17 protein-coding genes are annotated in these 19,500 nt (G+C 68.5%); 5 read left to right on the forward strand and 12 right to left on the reverse strand.

Features of this window, described 5'->3' with window-relative positions; translation table 11 throughout:
- Positions 1–31 precede the first annotated feature (31 nt).
- The 9 genes from ftsW to PGN27_RS04595 form a co-directional block, all read right to left on the reverse strand.
- Positions 32–1,546 (reverse strand): putative lipid II flippase FtsW, encoded by a 1,515-nt coding sequence (gene ftsW, locus PGN27_RS04555; protein WP_418888552.1) that lies wholly within the window; start codon positions 1,544–1,546, stop codon positions 32–34.
- Between the two features lie 366 nt (positions 1,547–1,912).
- Positions 1,913–2,992 carry a phospho-N-acetylmuramoyl-pentapeptide-transferase gene (gene mraY, locus PGN27_RS04560; RefSeq protein ID WP_335325021.1) on the reverse strand — a complete coding sequence of 360 codons (1,080 nt, stop codon included), beginning with the start codon at positions 2,990–2,992 and terminating at the stop codon, positions 1,913–1,915.
- Entirely contained in the window at positions 2,989–4,488 is a 1,500-nt protein-coding gene (locus PGN27_RS04565) for a UDP-N-acetylmuramoyl-tripeptide--D-alanyl-D-alanine ligase (RefSeq protein WP_335325022.1), read from the reverse strand. The genes mraY and PGN27_RS04565 overlap by 4 nt, the downstream gene beginning before the upstream one ends.
- On the reverse strand, positions 4,485–5,999 hold the full coding sequence (locus PGN27_RS04570) for a UDP-N-acetylmuramoyl-L-alanyl-D-glutamate--2,6-diaminopimelate ligase (RefSeq protein WP_335325023.1): 1,515 nt from the start codon (positions 5,997–5,999) through the stop codon (positions 4,485–4,487). Before PGN27_RS04570 ends, PGN27_RS04565 begins: the two co-directional genes overlap by 4 nt.
- A gap of 31 nt (positions 6,000–6,030) precedes the next feature.
- Entirely contained in the window at positions 6,031–7,920 is a 1,890-nt protein-coding gene (locus PGN27_RS04575) for a peptidoglycan D,D-transpeptidase FtsI family protein (RefSeq protein ID WP_335325024.1), read from the reverse strand.
- Complete coding sequence (gene ftsL, locus PGN27_RS04580; RefSeq protein WP_335325025.1) at positions 7,917–9,038, reverse strand: cell division protein FtsL; 1,122 nt, start codon at positions 9,036–9,038, stop codon at positions 7,917–7,919. Before ftsL ends, PGN27_RS04575 begins: the two co-directional genes overlap by 4 nt.
- Positions 9,035–10,192, reverse strand: coding sequence for a 16S rRNA (cytosine(1402)-N(4))-methyltransferase RsmH (rsmH, locus tag PGN27_RS04585; protein ID WP_335325026.1), 1,158 nt, complete (start codon positions 10,190–10,192; stop codon positions 9,035–9,037). Before rsmH ends, ftsL begins: the two co-directional genes overlap by 4 nt.
- Positions 10,167–10,598, reverse strand: a complete 432-nt coding sequence (gene mraZ, locus PGN27_RS04590; protein ID WP_019512748.1) for a division/cell wall cluster transcriptional repressor MraZ — start codon at positions 10,596–10,598, stop codon at positions 10,167–10,169. The genes rsmH and mraZ overlap by 26 nt, the downstream gene beginning before the upstream one ends.
- Before the next feature lie 417 nt (positions 10,599–11,015).
- The gene (locus tag PGN27_RS04595) at positions 11,016–11,426 is read right to left on the reverse strand and encodes an SCO2097 family morphological protein (protein WP_335325027.1); all 411 of its coding nucleotides are present in this window, start codon (positions 11,424–11,426) and stop codon (positions 11,016–11,018) included.
- A gap of 250 nt (positions 11,427–11,676) precedes the next feature.
- Between PGN27_RS04595 and PGN27_RS04600 the strand changes: the two genes are divergently transcribed.
- From PGN27_RS04600 to PGN27_RS04615, 4 genes are all read left to right on the forward strand, one after another.
- Complete coding sequence (locus PGN27_RS04600) at positions 11,677–12,291, forward strand: GNAT family N-acetyltransferase (protein WP_335325028.1); 615 nt, start codon at positions 11,677–11,679, stop codon at positions 12,289–12,291.
- Positions 12,292–12,317: 26 nt separating this feature from the next.
- Positions 12,318–13,001, forward strand: a complete 684-nt coding sequence (locus PGN27_RS04605; RefSeq protein ID WP_335325029.1) for an LppM family (lipo)protein — start codon at positions 12,318–12,320, stop codon at positions 12,999–13,001.
- Positions 13,002–13,149: 148 nt separating this feature from the next.
- Entirely contained in the window at positions 13,150–14,241 is a 1,092-nt protein-coding gene (gene idsA2, locus PGN27_RS04610) for a bifunctional (2E,6E)-farnesyl/geranyl diphosphate synthase (protein WP_335325233.1), read from the forward strand.
- A gap of 4 nt (positions 14,242–14,245) precedes the next feature.
- Positions 14,246–15,745 carry an alpha-(1->6)-mannopyranosyltransferase A gene (locus tag PGN27_RS04615; protein ID WP_335325030.1) on the forward strand — a complete coding sequence of 500 codons (1,500 nt, stop codon included), beginning with the start codon at positions 14,246–14,248 and terminating at the stop codon, positions 15,743–15,745.
- 34 nt (positions 15,746–15,779) lie between these two features.
- On the opposite strand, the gene PGN27_RS04620 is transcribed toward PGN27_RS04615, so the two are convergent.
- A complete protein-coding gene (locus tag PGN27_RS04620) occupies positions 15,780–16,181 on the reverse strand; it encodes an Rv2175c family DNA-binding protein (RefSeq protein ID WP_335325031.1) in 402 nt (133 codons plus the stop codon).
- 67 nt (positions 16,182–16,248) lie between these two features.
- Between PGN27_RS04620 and PGN27_RS04625 the strand changes: the two genes are divergently transcribed.
- Positions 16,249–17,499, forward strand: a complete 1,251-nt coding sequence (locus PGN27_RS04625; protein ID WP_335325032.1) for a protein kinase domain-containing protein — start codon at positions 16,249–16,251, stop codon at positions 17,497–17,499.
- A 4-nt stretch (positions 17,500–17,503) separates the two neighbouring features.
- Here PGN27_RS04625 and PGN27_RS04630 read toward each other — a convergent pair whose 3' ends face one another.
- Together PGN27_RS04630 and PGN27_RS04635 are read right to left on the reverse strand one after the other, a co-directional pair.
- Positions 17,504–18,913, reverse strand: a complete 1,410-nt coding sequence (locus PGN27_RS04630) for a class II 3-deoxy-7-phosphoheptulonate synthase (protein ID WP_335325033.1) — start codon at positions 18,911–18,913, stop codon at positions 17,504–17,506.
- Positions 18,914–18,992: 79 nt separating this feature from the next.
- Positions 18,993–19,499, reverse strand: coding sequence for a polyadenylate-specific 3'-exoribonuclease AS (locus tag PGN27_RS04635; RefSeq protein WP_019510966.1), 507 nt, complete (start codon positions 19,497–19,499; stop codon positions 18,993–18,995).
- Between the last annotated feature and the right edge of the window lies 1 nt (position 19,500).

Genomic DNA, 19,500 nt, shown 5'->3' on the forward strand with positions numbered 1-19,500 from the left:
CCCCCGCCGGCCAAGACGACCGATAACGTGCTCACCCGTAACGCTGACCTTCCAATGAGCGGGCTCGGCCCTGTTGACCTCGCGCCTGCCGCGGCTCGGCGCGGCCCCGTTGGGAGGCGCGCCGGCCGTCTCCATGATGCCCTGTGCTCCGTGCCGCTCGATCGGCCGGATGGCCCTCGCGACGGCTCGCACGCCTGGCATCGACCGCGGGCGTCTGGCGCGGCTTCCTGGCCACCGTCTTGCTCTTGCTCTTGGCGGGCGGCTTCTGCTTGGCGGGGGTCTTGCCCGGTTTGCCCGGCTTACCCCTGGTGCGCAGCCGGTCGCGGGCGACCTCGAGGCGGCTGGGCACATACGGTTCGGGCAGCGGGAGTCGCAGCAATCGGGTGACCCGATCGTCGCGGCCGGCGCGCAACGCCGCCACTGCCTCGGGTTCGTGCCGAGCGGCATTGGTGATGACGCCGAGGATCAGCATCGTCGTGGCCGTCGATGTGCCACCCGCGGAGATCAGCGGCAGCTGCAGTCCCGTCACCGGGAGCAGTCCGACGACGTAGCCGACGTTGATGAAGGCCTGACCGATCACCCACAGCGTGACGGTGGCCGTCAGCAGCCGCAGGAACGGGTCGGCCGAGCGGCGTGCGATGCGCATTCCGGTGTAGGCGAAAAGACCGAACAGGCACAGCAGACCGGCGGCGCCGACATAGCCGAGTTCCTCGCCGATGATGGCGAAGATGAAGTCGTTGTGCGCGTTGGGCAGATAGTTGTACTTGGCCGTGCCCTGACCGAGTCCGTTGCCGAACACGCCACCGTTGGCCAGCGCGAAACGGGCCTGCCTGGCCTGATATCCCGCACCGCCGGGGTCGGCCCCCGGGTTGAGCCAGGACTGCACGCGGTCGGAGCGGTAACCGGCCGAAACCGCCAGCACGCCGGCGGCGACCACCATCGCCCCGAGTGAGCTGGCGAACACCCGCAGCGGCAGACCTGCGTACCAGAGCAGGCCGAGCAGGATGATGCTCAACGTCACGGTCTGCCCGAGGTCGGGCTGCAGGACGATCAACGTCAGCGCCAGACCGGCGGCAGGGACCAGCGGGATCAGCATCTCGCGCATCGACGCTTGCTCAAGGCGCCGCGCCGCGAGCAAATGCGCGCCCCAGATGGCGAACGCGATCTTGGCCAGTTCGGAGGGCTGCATGCTGAAGCCGCCGATGACGAACCAGCCGCGAGAACCGTTGGCCACCTTGCCGATACCGGGGATGAGCACTAGGACCAGCAAGATGATGGTGAAGATGAAGGCCGGGAACGCCAACCGGCGCATGAGCGAGACGGGCATCCGCAGCGCCAGGTAGAACGCGATCAGCCCGACGCCGGTCCACAGCGACTGTTTGGCGAAGACCGTCCATGGCGACCCACCGGAGTCATAGGAGTACACCCCGGAGGCCGAGAGCACCATGATCAGGCCGAGTGTCACCAGAATGGCCGCGACCGCGATGATCAGGTGGAACGAGGTCATCGGCCGGCCGAGCCACTGGCCGAACCGGGTCCGCGGCATCGGGGTGGCCGCCTTGGTCGCCGGGCTGGTGGCCAGGCTCTTCCCGACGGTCTGTCCCGGCGCGCCGTCGGTGGACCGATCACCCTTCAACCTCGCTCGCACCCCTGCGAGTGGATTCTTCACCTGACACCCGCAAGAGTCACAGGCGTAACGCCAGCCTCATTAGTCTCTTGCACCCCAGAATCCTCCCCCGCCGCGCACCGGACGTCGCGGATATCCGGCGGGTGTGTCGCAGCGGCCGACGTTTTCAGCTAACGAGGTTGCGCGTCGAGAGTGACGCAAAGGTCGTCATCCTGGGCCGTCGGGCAGCCTTAGCGTCACTCTCGGCGGCAAAAACTACGCGCCGACGGGGCCCGCGCGCGGCGGCTACGCGCCGACGATCGACAGCCATTCGCCGTAGAACAGCGCCACTCCCAGACCACAGGCGATCGCCGTCAGCAGCCAGAACCGGATGATCACCGTCGTCTCGGCCCACCCGACCAGCTCGAAGTGATGGTGGAACGGCGCCATCCGGAACACCCGCCGGCCCGTGGTACGGAACGCCAGGATCTGCACCACCACCGAGGTCACCTCGGCCACGAACAGCGCACCGAGCACCACGGCCAGGATCTCGGTCCGGCTGGTCACCGACAGCCCGGCGATGATGCCGCCGAGCGCCAGCGAACCCGTATCACCCATGAAGATCTTCGCCGGCGCGGCGTTCCACCACAGGAAACCGATACAGGCCCCCGCCGTCGCCGCCGCCACCAGCGCGAGGTCCAGCGGATCCCGGACGTTGTAACAGCCCAGGCTCGGGCTGGCCGCACAGTCGTTGCGGTACTGCCAGAACGTGATCAACACGTAGGCGGCGCTGACCATGGCCATCGCTCCCGCGGCGAGCCCGTCCAGACCGTCGGTCAGGTTGACCGCATTCGACCAGGCGCTGACCAGCACCACCACGAAGACGACGAACACCAGCGGCGCCAGCGTCACGGTGGCGATCTCGCGCACATAGGACAGCTGCGCACTGCCCGGGGTCAGTCCCTCGGCATTGCTGAACTGCAGCACCAGCACCCCGAAGAGCACCGCGGCGGTCAACTGTCCGATGGTCTTGGCCCGCTTGTTCAGGCCCAAGTTGCGGGACCGTCTGATCTTGATCAGATCGTCGATGAACCCGACGATCGCCAGTGCGGTCGCCAGTCCCAACACCAGCAGACCCGATGCCGAGGGGCCCTCACCGCCGAACGGCAGGCCGAACAGGTGCGTGCCCAGGTAGCCGGCCCAGATGCCGGCCATGATGGCCACCCCGCCCATCGACGGCGTGCCGCGCTTCTTCTGATGGCTGGCCGGGCCGTCCTCACGGATCTCTTGCCCGAACCCCTGCTTGGTGAACAGCCGGATCAGCACGGGTGTCAGCACGATCGACACCGCAAGCGCGATCGCGACCGCTGCCAGGATCTGCTTCATCCCTGCTCGCTCCCCTGCTCGGCGAGACGATCGGCAAGCGTGCCCAGCCCGGCGGCGTTGGACGCCTTCACCAACACCACGTCACCGGGGCTCAACTCGGCCTGCAGCAGGGCCAGCGCGGCGTCGGCGTCGGGCACCAGGACAGACTCACTGCCCCACGACCCTTCCATCACCGCCCCCTGATGCATGGCGCTCATCGATCTCCCGGTTCCCACGACTATCAATCGAGAGACATCTAAGCGCACGGCCAACCGGCCGATGCGATCGTGTTCGGCTATCGCGTCCTCGCCGAGCTCGGCCATCTCGCCGAGCACCGCCCAGCTACGACGTTTGCCGTCCTGTCCGCCGGACCGCGCCATCCAGGCCAGCGCCTTCAAGCCCGCCGCCATCGAATCCGGGTTCGCGTTGTAGGCATCGTTGACGATGGTGACGCCGTCGGCGCGGGTGCTGACGTTCATCCGGCGCGCCGAGACCGGACCGGCCCCGGCCAGTGCCGTCGCCACCTGCTCCAGGCTCGCACCGCACTCCACCGCGACCGCCGCCGCGGCAAGCGCGTTGGACACCTGATGCTCGCCGTGCACGGCCAACGCGATATCCACCGCACCGGCCGCGGTGTGCAGGGTGAATCGGGGACGGGCCAGCTCGTCGAGATGCTCGTCGGACGACCAGATATCGGCTCCTGGAGCGCGCGACACCCGCACCACGCGTGCCGCGGTCTTGGCGGCCATGGCGGCCACCGCAGAGTCGTCGGCGTTGAGGATCACCACACCGGATGCCGGAACCGACTGCGGAAGTTCGGATTTGGTGGCCGCAATCGCCTCGCGTGAACCGAATTCGCCCAGATGCGCCGTCCCGACGTTGAGCACGACACCCACCGACGGGGTGGCGATCGCCGCCAGCGCGGCGATGTTCCCCGGATGCCGTGCCGACATCTCCAGGATCAGGAAGTCGGTGTCGGTGGTGGCGCGCAGCACCGTCCACGGATGGCCCAGTTCGTTGTTGAACGACCCGGGCGGGGCCACCACCTCGCCCAGCGGTGTGAGCACCGCGGCCAGCAGATCCTTGGTCGACGTCTTACCCGAGGATCCGGTGACGCCGATGATCCGCAGGCCGCCCGCGCTCAGTTCGGTGGCGACGGCCGCGGCCAGCTTGGCCAGCGCGGCCAGCACCGCGGCACCCGAGCCCGCGGCATCGTCATGCTCCACCGCGCCGGACCCGGCATCGCCGGCCACCGCGGGGGGAACCACGATGGCGGGCACCCCGACCGGTCGGGCGGCCAGCACCGCCACCGCTCCGGCCGCGACGGCCCCGGCGGCGAAGTCGTGCCCGTCCGAACGCGCTCCCGGCAACGCCAGGAACAGTCCGCCGGAAGTCACCGCGCGCGAATCGAATTCGACGGTTCCGGTGATACGGCTGGCCGCGGCCTCGGCGGCGCTGATATCGGCAAGTTCGCCACCAACGATGTCGGCCACCTGGGCCACGGTCATCTCGATCATCGGTTCTGCCTCAATGCATTCAGCGCGGCGGTCAGTTCGACCCGGTCGTCGAAGGGGCGGGTTGACCCGTTCGCGGTCTGCCCGGACTCGTGGCCCTTGCCCGCGATGAGCACCACGTCACCCGGACGAGCCCAGCCCACCGCGTGCTCGATGGCCGCGCGTCGATCACCGATCTCGACCACCTCGGCGGCCGACCCCTGGGCACCGGCCCGGATCGCCGACCGGATCAGCTGCGGGTCCTCGTTGCGCGGATTGTCGTCGGTGATGACGACCAGGTCCGCCAGTTCGGCGGCGATCCGACCCATCGGTTCGCGCTTGCCGGCATCGCGGTTACCGCCCGCGCCGAACACCACCGCGAGCCGACCGTCGGAGTTCTGCTCGCGCAGGGTGGCCAGCACCGCCTGCAGCGCGCCCGGTTTGTGTGCGTAGTCCACCAGGGCCAGGAAGTCCTGTCCGGCGTCGATCGTCTCCAGCCGCCCCGGCACCGCGGCCGAGCTCAGCCCCGGTGCGGCCTGTTCGGGCGAGACATCGACGGTATCGAGCAGCGCGATGGCCAGCAGCGCATTGGCGATGTTGTACCGGCCCGGCAGGCCTATCCGTAGCCGGTGATGTACCCCGGCCGGGTCGACGGCGACGAACTCCTGGCTGCCGCGGGCGAGCGTCGACACCGATTCGATGCGCCAGTCGGCGTCGACGGCGGTGGTCGCGACGCGCACGGCCCCGGCGGCACGCGATGCGATCTCGCGCCCGGCCTCGTCATCGACACACACCACGGCCCGCTCGGCGCAGTTGGGCGAATCCGGTTCGAACAGACGGGCCTTGGCGTTCAGGTAGTCGGCCATGGTGGGGTGAAAATCGAGGTGATCGCGGGACAGGTTGGTGAAACCGCCGGCGGCGAACGATGTGCCGTCCACCCGGCCCAGTGTCAGCGCGTGGCTGGACACCTCCATCACGACGGTGTCGACACCGCGCTCAACCATGACCGCGAGCAGGGCCTGCAGGTCCGGCGCCTCGGGGGTGGTCAGCGAGCTGGGCTCGTCGTGGCCGTCGATGCGGATGCCGACGGTGCCGATCAGACCGGCGACCCGACCGGCTGCCCGCAGGCCCGCCTCGATCAGGTAGGTAGTGGTCGTCTTGCCCGACGTGCCGGTGACACCGATGACACGCAACGCCGCGGACGGGTCTCCGTATACCTGCGCGGCCACCCCGCCCAGCACGGTGCGCGGGTCGGGATGGATCAGCACCGGCGCGGGGATCGGTCCGAACTCGGCGATGCCGGCCGGGTCGGTGAGCACCGCGACCGCGCCGGCGGCGACGGCATCGGCGGCGAATCGGGCACCGTGTGCGCGTTGTCCCGGCAGGGCGGCGAACAGGTCACCCTGGCGCACATCCTGACTGCGCAGCGTCACCCCGGTGACCCGGACGTCCGGATCGGACTCCGCGGCCACACCGATGCGCTGCGCCAACAGACCCAGGTGGGTACCGGCGGGATCGGAGGGACGCAGTGTCATGGCCTTGCCACAGTACCGGGGTGGCTCCGGATCACTCCGCCTGCAGCGTCAGCGGCGGTCCCGGGTCGGCGGACAGCGGCACATTCTCCCGCTGCAGCAACCACGAGGCGATGTGATGGAACAGCGGCGCCATCGTGGTGCCCGGCGCTCCGTCGGCGGTACGGGCGGGGTTGTCGGCCATGATGCCGACGACATAGCGCGGATTGTCCGCAGGAGCGATCCCGGCGAAGGTGATCCAGTAGTGATCGTCGTAGTAGCAGCCGCAGTTCGGGTTGATCTGCTGGGCCGTACCGGTCTTGCCGGCGATCTGATAGCCCTCGACCGCGGCCTGCCAGCCGGTCCCCTGCTGCACACCGCGCGGGTCGCGCTGGATGGTCGCGCGCAGCATGTTGCGCACGGTGGCAGCGGTTTCCGGTGACACGACCCGGACGCCCTCCGCCGCGGGCTCGACGTTCTCCCTGCCATCGGCCTCGATGATCGACTTGATGATGCGGGGCGGAATCCGGACACCGTCGTTGGCGATGGTCTGGTACATCCCCGTCATCTGCAGCAGCGTCATCGAAAGACCCTGTCCGATGGGCAGGTTGGCAAAGGAGCTGCCCGACCACTGATCCATGGGCGGGACCAGGCCTGCGCTCTCGCCCGGTAATTCGATCCCGGTGCGCTCACCGAGGCCGAACTTCGCCAGCATCTCGGCGAACTTCTCCGGACCGAAGCGCTGGGCCAGCATCAGGGTGCCGACGTTGGAGGACTTCCCGAAGACGCCGGTGCTGGTGTACCGGTCGACACCGTGGTTCCACGCGTCCTTGACGGTGACCCCACCCATATCGATGGACCCGGGCACCGAGAGCACCTCGTCGGGGTTGGTCAGACCCAGCTCGATGGCGGTGGCGGCGGTCACGATCTTGTTCACCGACCCCGGCTCGAACGGTGATGACACCGCCGGATTGCCCATCTGCCTGTTGCCCTGCCTGCCGATGTCCTGCGAGGGGTCGAAGGTGTTGTCGTTCGACATCGCCAGCACCTCACCGGTTTTGGCGTCCAGCACGACCGCGGACACGTTGGCGGCACCGGATTTGTCCTTGGCCTGTTGGACCTGCTGCTGCACATAGAACTGGATATCGTCGTCCAGGGTCAGCTGCACGGTCTGGCCGTCGACGGCCTCGTGCCGGTTGCGCATGCTGCCGGGAATCATCACGCCATCGGACCCACGGTCGTAGGTGACCGATCCGTCCGTTCCGGCGAGTTTCGCGTCGAGGGAATCCTCGAGGCCGAGCAGTCCGTGGCCGTCCCAGTCGATACCGCCGACGATATTGGCCGCCAACGAGCCGCCGGGGTACTGGCGGATGTCCTGACGTTCGGAACCGACCTCGGGGAACTTCGTGGTGATCGCGTCGGCGATCGCCGGGTCGACCGCCCTGGCGAGGTAGGCGAAGGTGTCCTTGCTGGTGAGCTTGGTCAACAAGGTCTTCGCGTCGGGCTTGTTGTTGAGCCGGGTGGCGATGTCCTTGGCGATCTCCCGCAACCGCGCATCGGGCTCGGGCGCGTAGTCGGGATTCTTGGCGTGCTCCTCCTCCAACTGCTTGCGGATGCGCACCGGTTGGAAGGTCAGCGCCCTGGCTTCGATGGTGAATGCGAGCTTGTCGTTGTTGCGATCGACGATGCTGCCGCGCACCGCCTGCTGGACGTCGGTCACCTTGAGCTGGCCTGCGGCTTCGGCCCGCAACCCGGCGGCATTGGAGATCTGCAGGTTGAAAAGCTGTGCAGCGGCGACCACCAGCACCATGAAGATGACGACATTGCCGGCGCGGTGGCGGAAGACGAACGACGAGCTGCGCAGCCCGGTCGCCGGAGCCTGTGCGGGGCGGCGGATCCGCCGATCGGTGGCCGAATGCTCCTGACCGCGTTGGCCGCGGCTCATGCCGGCACACCCGGGGCGGGAACCTCGACCGGGACTTCAGCCGGCACATCGGGATTCGGGCCTGCGGCCGGGGGTGCGGGAAGGTGCTCGGGATTGACCGCCGGCCCGGGCTGGGCGGGCAGCTCGGGGGTTCCCAGATGCGGCAGACCCTCGGCGGGCACCGGTGCGGGCACGCCGGGAAGCGGGACGACCAGCGGCGCCGCGCCAGCCGGGATCTGGTCCGCCGGCGGGGCGGCAGGCAGCTGGGCCGGGTCCACCGGGGCGGCGGGCAGTGGCGCGGTCAGCGGTGCCTGCCCAGCCTGCGGTGCTGCCGGCGCGGTCAGTGGCGCACCCGGTGCGGCCGTGGCCCGCGGTGGAACCCGGACCACGACCTCACGCGGATCGACGACCCGCGGAGCGGGGGGTCCTCCGGCGGCCGGCCGTGCCGGCGCGGGCGCGGCAGGTCGCTCGTCGGGCAGCGGTGTGTTCAGCGGTGGCGGGGGCGCGCCCTCGGCCGGTTTCGGGGTGCCGACCACCACCCAGGCCCCGGTCGCATCCTGCACCAGGTGGGCGGTGTCCCGTGACGGGATCATGCCCAGACCGCGGGCTGCCTCGGCAAGCGCGGGCGGAGCCTGCGCCTCGAGCACATCGCGCTCCAGCGCCTCTTTCTGTTGCAGCAGAGCCTGATTCAGCTGACGAGCGTGGCCCAGCTGATATGAGCGGCTGGCAGCATCGGTGGACAACCACAGGGTGACACCCAAGCCGACACCGAGTGCGGCGATGACAAGCACCACGAACGGCACCCGTGCGGCCAACGTCCGCGGATTGAAATCAATGGTCGCCAGCCGGGTCAGCAGACGTTCCCGCAGCGGCGGTTTGACGATCTTGGGCGCCTTGGCCTTCCGTGCCTTGGCGCGCGCCTTGGCCTGGCTGGCGTTCTTGGGCCGTGCCGGTGTGTCGACCGGCCTGCGCACCGGTGAGGTCTGCGGGGCCGAACGGGACGGACGTTGTTCGGGCGCGCTGCGGCGTTTGCGCGCAGGCGCCTCGGATTGACGACGTGCCGTGGGCCTGCCCTTGGGCGGAGTCTTACGCCGGCGCTCGTCGGTGCTGCGCTCCGGTGTGGACCGCTTTCCCTTCATGAGTCTTCCTTTCCGGCGATCTTCTCCAATGCCCGCAGCCGCACCGGGGCGCTGCGCGGGTTCCGTTCGATCTCCGCGGCGTCGGCCTGTTCGGCACCACGGGTCAGTGCTGCGAATTCGGCCTCGTAGCCAGGTAATTCGACGGGTAGGCCGGGCGGGGTGCGCGACGCCGTCGCCGAGGCGAACAGGCTCTTGACGATCTTGTCCTCGAGCGACTGGTACGCCATCACCACGATGCGTCCGCCGCCGGAGAGTGCGGCCAGGGCCGCGGGCAGCGCGTCGCGCAGCGAGTCGAGCTCACCGTTGACCGCGATGCGCAGGGCCTGGAAGGTGCGTTTGGCCGGATGGCCGCCGGTGCGCCGGGTCGCGGCCGGGATGGCCTCGTAGAGGACCTCGACGAGTTCCCCGGTGCTCACGAACGGCTTGGTCGCCCGCCGCCGGACCACCCGCGCGGCGATCCGGTTGGCGAATCGCTCGTCGCCGTACTCGCGCAGCAGCCGCGTCAGCGTCCGCTCGTCATAGGTGTTGAGGATCTCGGCGGCGGTGAGCGGCGCATCGGGATCCATCCGCATGTCCAGCGGCGCGTCCTGGGCGTAGGAGAAGCCCCGATCGATCAGGTCCAGCTGCATCGAGGACACCCCGAGGTCGAACAGCACGCCGTCGACGACGGGCTCCTGCCGGTCGTCCCAGTAGCCGTCATAGCGGGTGCGTTCGAACCGGACGCGGTCACCGAAGCGGGCCAGCCGGTCGCCGGCGATGCGCAGTGCGTTCGGGTCGCGGTCCAGGCCGACGACGCGAAGTCCTGGCAGATCGGTCAGGAAACGCTCGGTGTGACCACCGGCGCCGAGGGTGGCATCGACGAGGACGGCACCAGAGCCGTCGGCGTGGTGGCGGGTGAGCGCCGGGGTCAGGAGTTCGACGCATCGATCGAGCAGGACGGGAACGTGGCCGTGCTCGCCGGACCTGGGCGAGTTCACGGAGGGCGGCGAATCGTCGGAATGAGGCACAGAGACTCCCCTGTCGAGAAGGGGCGCCCCTGCAACGAGGTCCCTGTCCGAGGCGGACCTGGCGTCGGGGAAGTACGTCAGGGCCGGTTCGGACAGAGGCCTCGTTGCACGGGCTTGTTGGTCAGATGATGTCGCGAAGAGTGTCATCGCTGGCCGCGGAGAAGGTCTCTTCGTGTGTCTCCTGGTATTGCTGCCACGCTTGGGCGTCCCAGATCTCCAGGTGCCCCAGCGAACCGGTCACCACGCATTCCTTGGACAGGTTGGCGTAGCGGCGGTGTTCGGCGCTCAAGGTGATCCGGCCTTGCGCGTCCGGATGCTGTTCGTCAGCACCCGCGGCGAGGTTGCGGACGTAGGCACGGGCCTGCGGATCGCTTCGCGATGCCTGCATCGCCTTCTCGGCCAGCTTCTCGAACTCCGCCCGCGGGTACACGGCCAGGCTGTGATCTTGGCTCTTGGTGACCATCAACCCTCCTGCCAGTGCGTCGCGGAACTTGGCGGGCAGCGTCAGCCGCCCTTTGTCGTCGAGCTTGGGCGTGTAGGTGCCGAGAAACATCCCGCCACCTCCCACCACTCGGTTGGATTCCGAGTCGCTTCTGCCCGCTGCGCGGAGTTCCGGTTCCTCCGCTGTCCGCCACTTTACCCCACATTCCCCCACTTAGCTCCATTTGCTGCCACCGAGTTCCCCCCACGCGCCACCACCCTGCGATTCGTGGCGTCCGCGCGCTGACGCAACAGACTCGCCATCGCGCGAGCATGAACGAAAACCGCAGCTAGAGGCACCAGGGGTCGACGGACGAGCCCATATGGGGCGCGGTGGGGAGAAAGTGGGGCGACGGCCCTGCGGTACCCGACACGCCGAGGTGTTTGCGGTGTCGGACAGCGCTCTGCGGCAGGAAAACACCAAGCAAAAGGGCGGCTCCGCTAGGGAGCCGCCCTGGGGTGGGGATCGGTGGGGATCAGCCGGGAGGTATCACTCGTCGAAACGACGGCGGAACCGATCCTCCATCCGACTCGTGAAGGAGCCACCGTTCGCGGGCTTACCGCGCTTACCGGGTCGAGCGGGACCGGAACCGGAGACGCTCTTGTCGACCGGGCCCGCCACGCGCGGGCCGGTGATCGCGAAGACCACACCACCGAACATCACGATGAAGCCGATCACCGAGAGAATCGGGAAGCTACCGATCATGGTGGCCTTGATGGCGACGCCACACACCAGCATCGCCAGGCCCGCCACGAAGAGCGCGATGCCCTGCAAGCGGCGCCGGGCAGACGGGGCACGCAGATTGCCGCCCCGCACACTCGAAGCGAACTTGGGGTCTTCCGCGTACAGCGCGCTTTCGATCTGGTCGAGCATGCGCTGCTCGTGATCGGAGAGTGGCATCCGTCCCTCCTGGTCCGCGCCGTGGGCTCCGGAGAGCCGAATTCTCAAATAGGGCCGCCGCCCGCGTTTTACGGGTGGCTGTTCCCATGATACGAGGTCATTCTGAGCCGTACCACCTACTTCACGCACGATTGTATGACGTCTGCCACCAGGAGCGGTCCGCCCCGGTGATACCTGGCGCAGCTGCAGGGCGACTGGACACCGATAATGAGGATGACCCGTCCGCAGCGACCGAACCGAAGGACACCCGTTGGCGACATTCCTGGTGGATCTGTCGGCGGAGCTCATGCGCCAACGGCTCCGAGAAGCGCTGACGGTGTACGTCCAGGCGATGAACTATCCGCGCGGCACCGAGGAACAGCGCGCCTCGATGTGGCTCGAGCACACCCGCCGCCAGGGCTGGAAGGCCGTGGCCGCACTGCGCACCGACGCCACCGACATGGACTCCCCCGCCGTCCTCGATTCCGCCCAGATGTTGGGTATCGCCTACGGCTACCGCGGTGCCCCCGATCAGTGGTGGCAGCAACAGGTGGTGCACGGGCTGCGCCGACGGGGCGCCGAAGTGGCCTCGGCCGAACCGCTGCTCGCGGACTATTTCGAGCTGACCGAACTGCATATTCACCCGCACGCTCAGGGTCAGGGACTCGGCGAGGCGCTGGCCCGCCGACTGCTGGCCGGACGCAGCGAAGCCCATGTGTTGCTGTCCACCCCCGAGATCGACGACGAGGCCAACCGCGCCTGGCGGCTGTACCGCAGGCTCGGGTTCGGCGATGTCATCCGGGACTACCATTTCGCCGGCGACCCACGCCCCTTCGCCATCCTGGGCCGACGATTACCCCTTGACCAGGCGCCCGGCACCGGTTGAGCACGCGGGTCTGGCACGATTAGCGGGTGTTCGCCCGCTCACACCGTCCACGGCGCCGTCGGCTCGCCGCGTTGGTCCTGCTGCTGCTGATCCTGGTTCCGTTGGCCGTGGGTTGCGTGCGGGTCCGCGCGTCGATCACGGTCTCTCCCGACGATCGCGTCTCCGGCCAGATCGTGGCGGCCAGCAAGGCGCGTGACGGCGAGGACAAGGGTCCGCAGCTGCTGAACTCGCTGCCGTTCAGCAACAAGGTCGCCGTCTCGCGCTACGAACGCGGCGACTACGTGGGATCCCAAGCGGTGTTCTCCGACCTGACCTTCGCCGAACTCCCGCAGCTGGCGAACATGAACAGCGATGCCGCCGGCGTGGACATCTCGCTGCGCCGCGCCGGTGATCTGGTCATCCTGGAAGGCCGCGTCGATCTGACCACCCTCAACGATCCCGAGGCCGACGTCACGCTCAGCGTCGCGTTCCCCGGGGAGGTCACCTCCACCAACGGTGACCAGGTATCCGGCGAGGTTGTCGAATGGAAGCTCAAACCCGGCATCGTCACCACCATGAACGCCCAGGCGCGCTACACCGACCCCAGCGCGCGATCGTTCACCACCGCGGCGATCTGGCTGACCGTGGGCTCCTTCGTCGTCGCCGGCGTGCTCGGCTGGCTGGCCTGGGCGAGTCGGGACCGGTCACCGAAGGTCGGCGAAGGGGCCTAGACCGTGCCGACTCGTCATCGCGCGCGATCCGGCGCCGGGAAAGCATAATGACGTGGTCGCGAGCGCGCCTGTCCGTCGATCACCGGCCGGGACGCTCTAGGCTTGAGACGTCGGGGGTCGAGAAACCGACATCAGAAAGGGGCGTCCGCTGAGCGTCGATACAGCGGCACCGACAGCCGTCGAACTGGTCAATGCCGTCGTCGAGGAACTGCGACAGTACCTCGACGAACGCCGTCGCGAGTCCGCGTATATCGGTCCCGAGTACGCCGAGCTGACCGCCGCGCTCGAGGAGTTCGTGCTGCGCGGGGGCAAACGCCTGCGCCCCGCGTTCGCCTACTGGGGCTGGCGCGCGGTCGCCGGGACGAACCGGTCCTCCGACACCCAGGCCCTGCGGTTGTTCTCCGCGCTGGAGCTGCTGCACGCGTGCGCGCTGGCCCACGACGACGTGATCGACGCATCGGCCACCCGTCGCGGCCTGCCCACCGTGCACCGCCACTTCGCCGACCGGCATCGCGCCAACAACTGGCACGGTTCGCCCGAGCAGTTCGGACTGTCGGCCGCCATCCTGCTCGGCGACCTGTCGCTGGTGTGGGCCGATGACATCGTGGCCACCGCCGATCTGCCCGCCGACGCGCACCTGCGGGTGCACAAGGTGTGGGCCGATATCCGCACCGAGGTGCTCGGTGGTCAGTACCTCGACATCGTGGCCGAGGCCAGCGGTGCCGACACCGTGGCATCGGCGATGAACGTCAACACCTACAAAACCGCCTCCTACACGGTCTCGCGCCCGCTGCAGCTCGGTGCTGCGGCCGCCGCAGACCGACCGGAGATCCAGCAGATCTTCCACCAGATCGGCAATGATCTCGGGGTGGCCTTCCAGCTGCGCGACGATGTGCTCGGCGTGTTCGGCGATCCCGCGGTCACCGGTAAGCCCTCCGGTGACGACCTGCGCTCGGGTAAACGGACCGTGCTGCTCGCCGAGGCTGTCGAACTGGCCCAACGCACCGATCCCGCCGCGGCCAAGCTGATCGGCGAGTCGATCGGTACCGAACTGACCGATGTCGCGGTCAAGGAGGTGTGTTCGGCCATCGAGTCCGTCGGCGCGCTGGCAGCCGTCGAGGACCGTATCGAGCAACTGCACCGACGGGCCCTCGATGCGTTGAACGCCGCCGATATCGATCCGCAGGCCAAGATCGGCCTCGCCGAGCTGGCCGGCCTGGCGTCGAATCGGTCCGCCTGAGGACATGACCGCATCGGTATCGGACGCGCCGGAGACGCGCGGACACCTCGCTCGGCTGTGGGCGTTCGCCATCTCGGTCGAGGCGCGGCCGGCCCGATTGGGGTTTATCGGCGCGATACTGATCGCCGCAGGCGGGCTCGGCGCGGGCAGCACCCGGCTGCACGATCCGCTGCTGGAATCGCTGCACATGTCCTGGCTGCGTTTCGGGCATGGACTGGTGCTGTCCTCGATCCTGCTGTGGGGCGGGGTGGCCGTCATGTTGCTGGCCTGGCTGTGGCTGGGGCGCCGCGTGGTCGACCGCACTGCGACGCAGTACACGATGCTGGCCACCACCGGGTTCTGGCTGGCTCCCCTGCTGCTCAGCGCGCCGGTGTTCAGCCGCGACACCTACTCCTACCTCGCCCAGGGCGCGCTGCTGCGCGACGGGTTCGACCCCTATGTGGTCGGGCCGGTGGAGAACGTGAACTCGTTGTTGGACAACGTCAGTCCGATCTGGACGACGACCACGGCGCCGTACGGTCCCGCGTTCATCCTGGTGGCCAAGTTCGTCACGATGATCGTCGGGAACAACGTCGTCGGCGGCACCATGCTGCTGCGTCTGTGCATGTTGCCCGGCCTGGCCTTGCTGATCTGGGCCACCCCACGGGTGGCGCGGCATCTGGGCGCCAACCCCGCTGCCGCACTGTGGATCTGCGTACTGAATCCGTTGGTGATCATCCACCTCATGGGCGGCGTGCACAACGAGATGCTGATGGTCGGCCTGATGATGGCGGCGATCGCGCTGACCTTCGGCGGCCGACCGATCCTCGGGGTCGGTTTCATCGCCACCGCGGTCGCTGTGAAGGCGACGGCAGGCATCGCGCTGCCGTTCATGGTCTGGGTGTGGATGCGCAGGCTGCGCGACACCCGGGGCTACCGCCCCATCCCTGCCTTCGCCTTCGCCACCGCGGCGTCGGTGGTGATCTTCGGCGCCGTGTTCGCGGTGCTGTCGCTGCTGGCCGGGGTCGGACTCGGCTGGCTGACCGCACTGGCCGGTTCGGTGAAGATCATCAACTGGCTGACCCTGCCGACGGCCTTCGCGAACATGATCAATGCCCTCGTCGGCATGGTCATGCCGGTGAACTTCTATGCGGTCCTCGAGATCACCCGGATCATCGGCATCGCGATCATCGCGATCGCGCTTCCGCTGCTGTGGTGGCGGTTCCGACACACCGACCGGGAAGCGCTGGTCGGCACCACGCTGGCGATGGGCGTCGTGGTGCTGTTCGTCCCGGCCGCGCTGCCCTGGTACTACACCTGGCCGCTGGCGACGCTGTCGACGCTGTGGCAGAGCCGGACCGCGGTCGCGCTGATCGCCGGATTCTCCACCTGGATCATGGTGATCTTCAAGCCCGACGGTTCGCACGGCATGTACTCGCTGCTGCAGGTCGCGCTGGCGACCGGATGTGCGGTGCTGGCCTGGTACCTACTGTCGCGGGCGCCGGAAGAACCGGCTCGTCAGTAGGCCGAGCCGTCAGTAGGCCACGACGGCCGAGCCGTCAGTAGGCCATTGCCTGTGCTCGGCGGATGACCTCGCGCGCCTGATGTGAGCGCAACGCGTCGACCGGCCGCGCATTGGCCTGCTTCTCGGTACTGCCGTCACGACTCAGGGTCAGCGAGGGGTCCGGGGTGAACAACCAGCGCATCGATTCGGTGACGTCGAACCCGCCGTCACGTAGCACCACCAACAGGCCGGGCAGCGGCTTGACGACCCGGCCGTTCTCATCGAAGAACACCTTGGGCACGACCACGGCACCGTCGCGGCGCACACCGACGAGGTGACCGTCGCGCAGGTGCTGGTTGACCTTGCTGACCGAGACGCCGAGCAGTTTCGACACTTCGGACAGGTCGAGTACGGCTTCGTCGGGATCGAGGATGTCAGCGGACGCCGGGATGCTCACCGGACAGAGTCTAAGGGCCCCGGCCCTCGCCCGGAGGTGGAAGGTCGATGGAGACCGGATCCGTACCATGTCTGCGGTGGACACCTACCAGCGCACCGACCCCCTCGTCGGAAGCCTGCTGGAGGGGCGCTATCTGATCGAGACCACCATCGCCGCCGGCGGGATGTCGACCGTGTACCGCGGCGTGGACACCCGGTTGGACCGTCCCGTCGCGGTGAAGGTGATGGATTCCCGGTACTCCCGCGATGAGGCGTTCCTGGTCCGGTTCCAGCGCGAGGCCCGCACCGTGGCGCGGCTCAAGGGCGACGGCCTGGTCGCCGTCTACGACCAGGGCGGCGGCGGACCGGACGGTCCCGCGCCGTATCTGGTGATGGAATTGGTCGACGGCGGCACGTTGCGTGAGTTGTTGCGCGAGCGCGGGCCGATGCCACCGCATGCCGCGGCCGCCGTGCTCGGCCCGATCTGTCGCGGACTGGCGGTGGCGCACGCGGCCGGGTTGGTGCACCGCGACGTCAAACCCGAGAACGTGCTGATCTCCGATGACGGTGAGGTCAAGATCGCCGACTTCGGCCTGGTTCGGGCGGTGGCCGAGGCGGGCATCACCTCCACCAGTGTCATCCTGGGCACCGCGGCGTACCTGTCCCCAGAACAGGTCGCCACCGGTGACAGCGCGCCGAGCAGCGATGTGTATGCCGTCGGCGTGCTCGCCTACGAATTACTCACGGGCCGAACCCCGTTCACCGGGGACACCGCGCTGTCGGTGGCCTACCAGCGGATGGACAACGACGTTCCGCCGCCGAGTGCGGCGATCGCCGGGGTACCCGCACAGTTCGACGCGCTGGTCGCGCGGGCGACCGCTCGCGACCCGCACGCCCGTTTCGCCGATGCCGGCGAACTCGGTGAGGCCCTGGCCGATGTGGTCGACGACCTGGGCCTGCCGCCGTTCCGAGTTCCGGCCCCGCGCCAGTCGGCCCAGCACCGCGCCGCCACCGCGGCGCAGAGCGCAGGCGGCCACGAGAGCCGTGCCGCTGCCCGCCCGCCGGCCCCATACCGACCGACCCGTCAGCTGCCCGCCGTCGGAGCCGAGGATCCGACCGACGCCCACCGTCCCGCCGACGACCAGCATGACGATTACCAGGACGCCGAATACCGGCCGATCACAGGACAATTCGCCGGTGTCGAGCTCGAGGAGTTCCACTGGGCGCGGCAGCGCGCCAAACGGGTGCTACTGGGCTGGGTGCTGGTGATCCTGACGCTGGCCGGATTGCTGGCCGCCGGCGCTTGGACGCTCGGCAACAACCTGGCCAGCCTGATCTGAATCCCTAGTCGCGCAACATCTCCGCGACCAGGAATGCCAGCTCCAGGCTCTGCTGGGTGTTCAGCCGCGGGTCGCACGCGGTCTCGTACCGGCCCGCCAGATCGTGGTCGGAGATATCCTGCGCCCCACCGAGACATTCGGTGACGTTCTCACCGGTGATCTCGACGTGGATACCGCCGGGGTGGGTACCCAACGCGCGGTGCACCTCGAAGAAGCCCTGCACCTCGTCGACGATGCGATCGAAATGCCGGGTCTTGTATCCGGTCGAGGATTCGTGGGTGTTGCCGTGCATCGGATCGCACTGCCAGATCACCTGATGACCGGTGGCGTGGACCTTCTCGATGATCGCGGGCAGCACATCGCGGACCTTCTGATTACCCATCCGACTGATCAGGGTCAGCCTGCCGGCCTCGTTGCGCGGGTCGAGGCGTTCGACGTATTCGACCGCCAGCTCCGGGGACGTGGTCGGTCCGATCTTGATCCCGATGGGGTTGGCGATCACCTCGGCCAGTGCGACGTGCGCGCCGTCGATCTGGCGGGTGCGCTCCCCGATCCACAGGTAGTGCGCGGACAGGTCGTAGAGCTTGGGTGCCGACGGCTCGGCCACCGGCTCGGCCGGATCGGCGGTGTCCATCCGCAGCATGGCCCGTTCATAGTCCAGCACCAGCGCCTCGTGGCTGGCGTAGATCTCGGCGGTGTCCAGGTTGCGGTCGTTGACGCCGCACGCGCTCATGAATCGCAGACCGCGGTCGATCTCCCCGGCCAGCGCCTCATAGCGCGCTCCCGCCGGTGAGGTGCGCACGAACTCGCGATTCCAGTCGTGCACGGCCTGCAGAGAGGCCATCCCCGAGGAGGTCAGGGCACGCACCAGGTTCATCGCGGCACTGGCGTTGGCGTAGGCGCGGACCAGCCGGGAGGCATCGTGCTGGCGGATCGCATCGTCGGGGGCGAATCCGTTGATCATGTCGCCGCGGTAGGACTTCAGCCCCAGTGCGTCGGTGTCCGAGGACCGCGGTTTGGCGTACTGCCCGGCGATGCGGGCGACCTTCACGACCGGCATGCTGGCGCCATAGGTCAGCACCACGGCCATCTGCAGCAGCGTGCGGATATTGGCCCGGATATGCGGTTCGGTGTTGTCGACGAAGGTCTCCGCACAGTCCCCGCCCTGCAGCAGGAAGGCCTCTCCGCGGGCGACCGCGGCCAGTTGGCTCTTGAGCTTCTCGACCTCGGTGGGCACCGTGATCGGCGGCACGCTCTCCAGCACGGTGCGCATGGCCTTGGCCTGGCCGGCATCCCAGCTCGGCTGCTGCAGTGCCGGCTTGGCCAGCGCGGCGTCGAGCCGTTGCCGCAGGTCCCCCGGCAGCGGTGGGAGGTCCGGCAGCTGATCGATGGGCACGTCGACGGTCCAGTTCACCGCTCCATGGTAGCGGTGACCGAAATCCGTTCGGACCGGCCATACCTGCAGCTCAGGCGGCTCCCGCCGGCGGGCGCGGCTAGCCGCCCGAGCGCGCCGCCCAGGCCCCGTCGTCGGTCATCAGCTCATAGCGCCGCAGGTTGTGCCGCGCGTCGACCAGCGCATCGTGGGCATCGCGCGGCCGCGGTGGCATCCGCGGGGAGCCCCGCTCCTCCCAGAACTGGCGCAGTTCCCTGGTGAATCGCGGGATCGCCGGCGGCAGGTCGGTCATCGGGCCCCACAGTTGGCACAGCACCACATGGTCATAGGCCCCCACCCAGGCCCACAGTTCGATGGGTTCGTCGCCGTCGATATCGAAGAAGTCTTCCAGCTCGCTGCGGATCTGGCGGCGCGAGCGCCACAGCTTCGACGACGGTGACGGCAGCTTGGGCAACACGTTCTTGCGCACCCAGCTGCCGGCCCGGTCGGGATCGAATTCGGTTGATATCGCGTAATACTCACGACCATCCTCGGCGGCAACCCCGATCGAGATCAGTTCGATGGTGCGGCCGTCGTCGATGAACTCGGTGTCGTAGAAGTAGCGCATC

Source organism: Mycolicibacterium neoaurum (assembly GCF_036946495.1).
GTDB lineage: Bacteria > Actinomycetota > Actinomycetes > Mycobacteriales > Mycobacteriaceae > Mycobacterium > Mycobacterium neoaurum_B.

What these genes read in the sequence shown, in the direction of transcription:
- ftsW (WP_418888552.1), bottom strand. Translation starts at nt 1,546, where the DNA reads ATGCCGCGGACCCGGTTCGGCCAGTGGCTCGGCCGGCCGATGACCTCG.
- mraY (WP_335325021.1), bottom strand. Translation starts at nt 2,992, where the DNA reads ATGAAGCAGATCCTGGCAGCGGTCGCGATCGCGCTTGCGGTGTCGATC.
- PGN27_RS04565 (WP_335325022.1), bottom strand. Translation starts at nt 4,488, where the DNA reads ATGATCGAGATGACCGTGGCCCAGGTGGCCGACATCGTTGGTGGCGAA.
- PGN27_RS04570 (WP_335325023.1), bottom strand. Translation starts at nt 5,999, where the DNA reads ATGACACTGCGTCCCTCCGATCCCGCCGGTACCCACCTGGGTCTGTTG.
- PGN27_RS04575 (WP_335325024.1), bottom strand. Translation starts at nt 7,920, where the DNA reads ATGAGCCGCGGCCAACGCGGTCAGGAGCATTCGGCCACCGATCGGCGG.
- ftsL (WP_335325025.1), bottom strand. Translation starts at nt 9,038, where the DNA reads ATGAAGGGAAAGCGGTCCACACCGGAGCGCAGCACCGACGAGCGCCGG.
- rsmH (WP_335325026.1), bottom strand. Translation starts at nt 10,192, where the DNA reads ATGACACTCTTCGCGACATCATCTGACCAACAAGCCCGTGCAACGAGG.
- mraZ (WP_019512748.1), bottom strand. Translation starts at nt 10,598, where the DNA reads ATGTTTCTCGGCACCTACACGCCCAAGCTCGACGACAAAGGGCGGCTG.
- PGN27_RS04595 (WP_335325027.1), bottom strand. Translation starts at nt 11,426, where the DNA reads ATGCCACTCTCCGATCACGAGCAGCGCATGCTCGACCAGATCGAAAGC.
- PGN27_RS04615 (WP_335325030.1), top strand. Translation starts at nt 14,246, where the DNA reads ATGACCGCATCGGTATCGGACGCGCCGGAGACGCGCGGACACCTCGCT.
- PGN27_RS04625 (WP_335325032.1), top strand. Translation starts at nt 16,249, where the DNA reads ATGTCTGCGGTGGACACCTACCAGCGCACCGACCCCCTCGTCGGAAGC.
- PGN27_RS04635 (WP_019510966.1), bottom strand. Translation starts at nt 19,499, where the DNA reads ATGCGCTACTTCTACGACACCGAGTTCATCGACGACGGCCGCACCATC.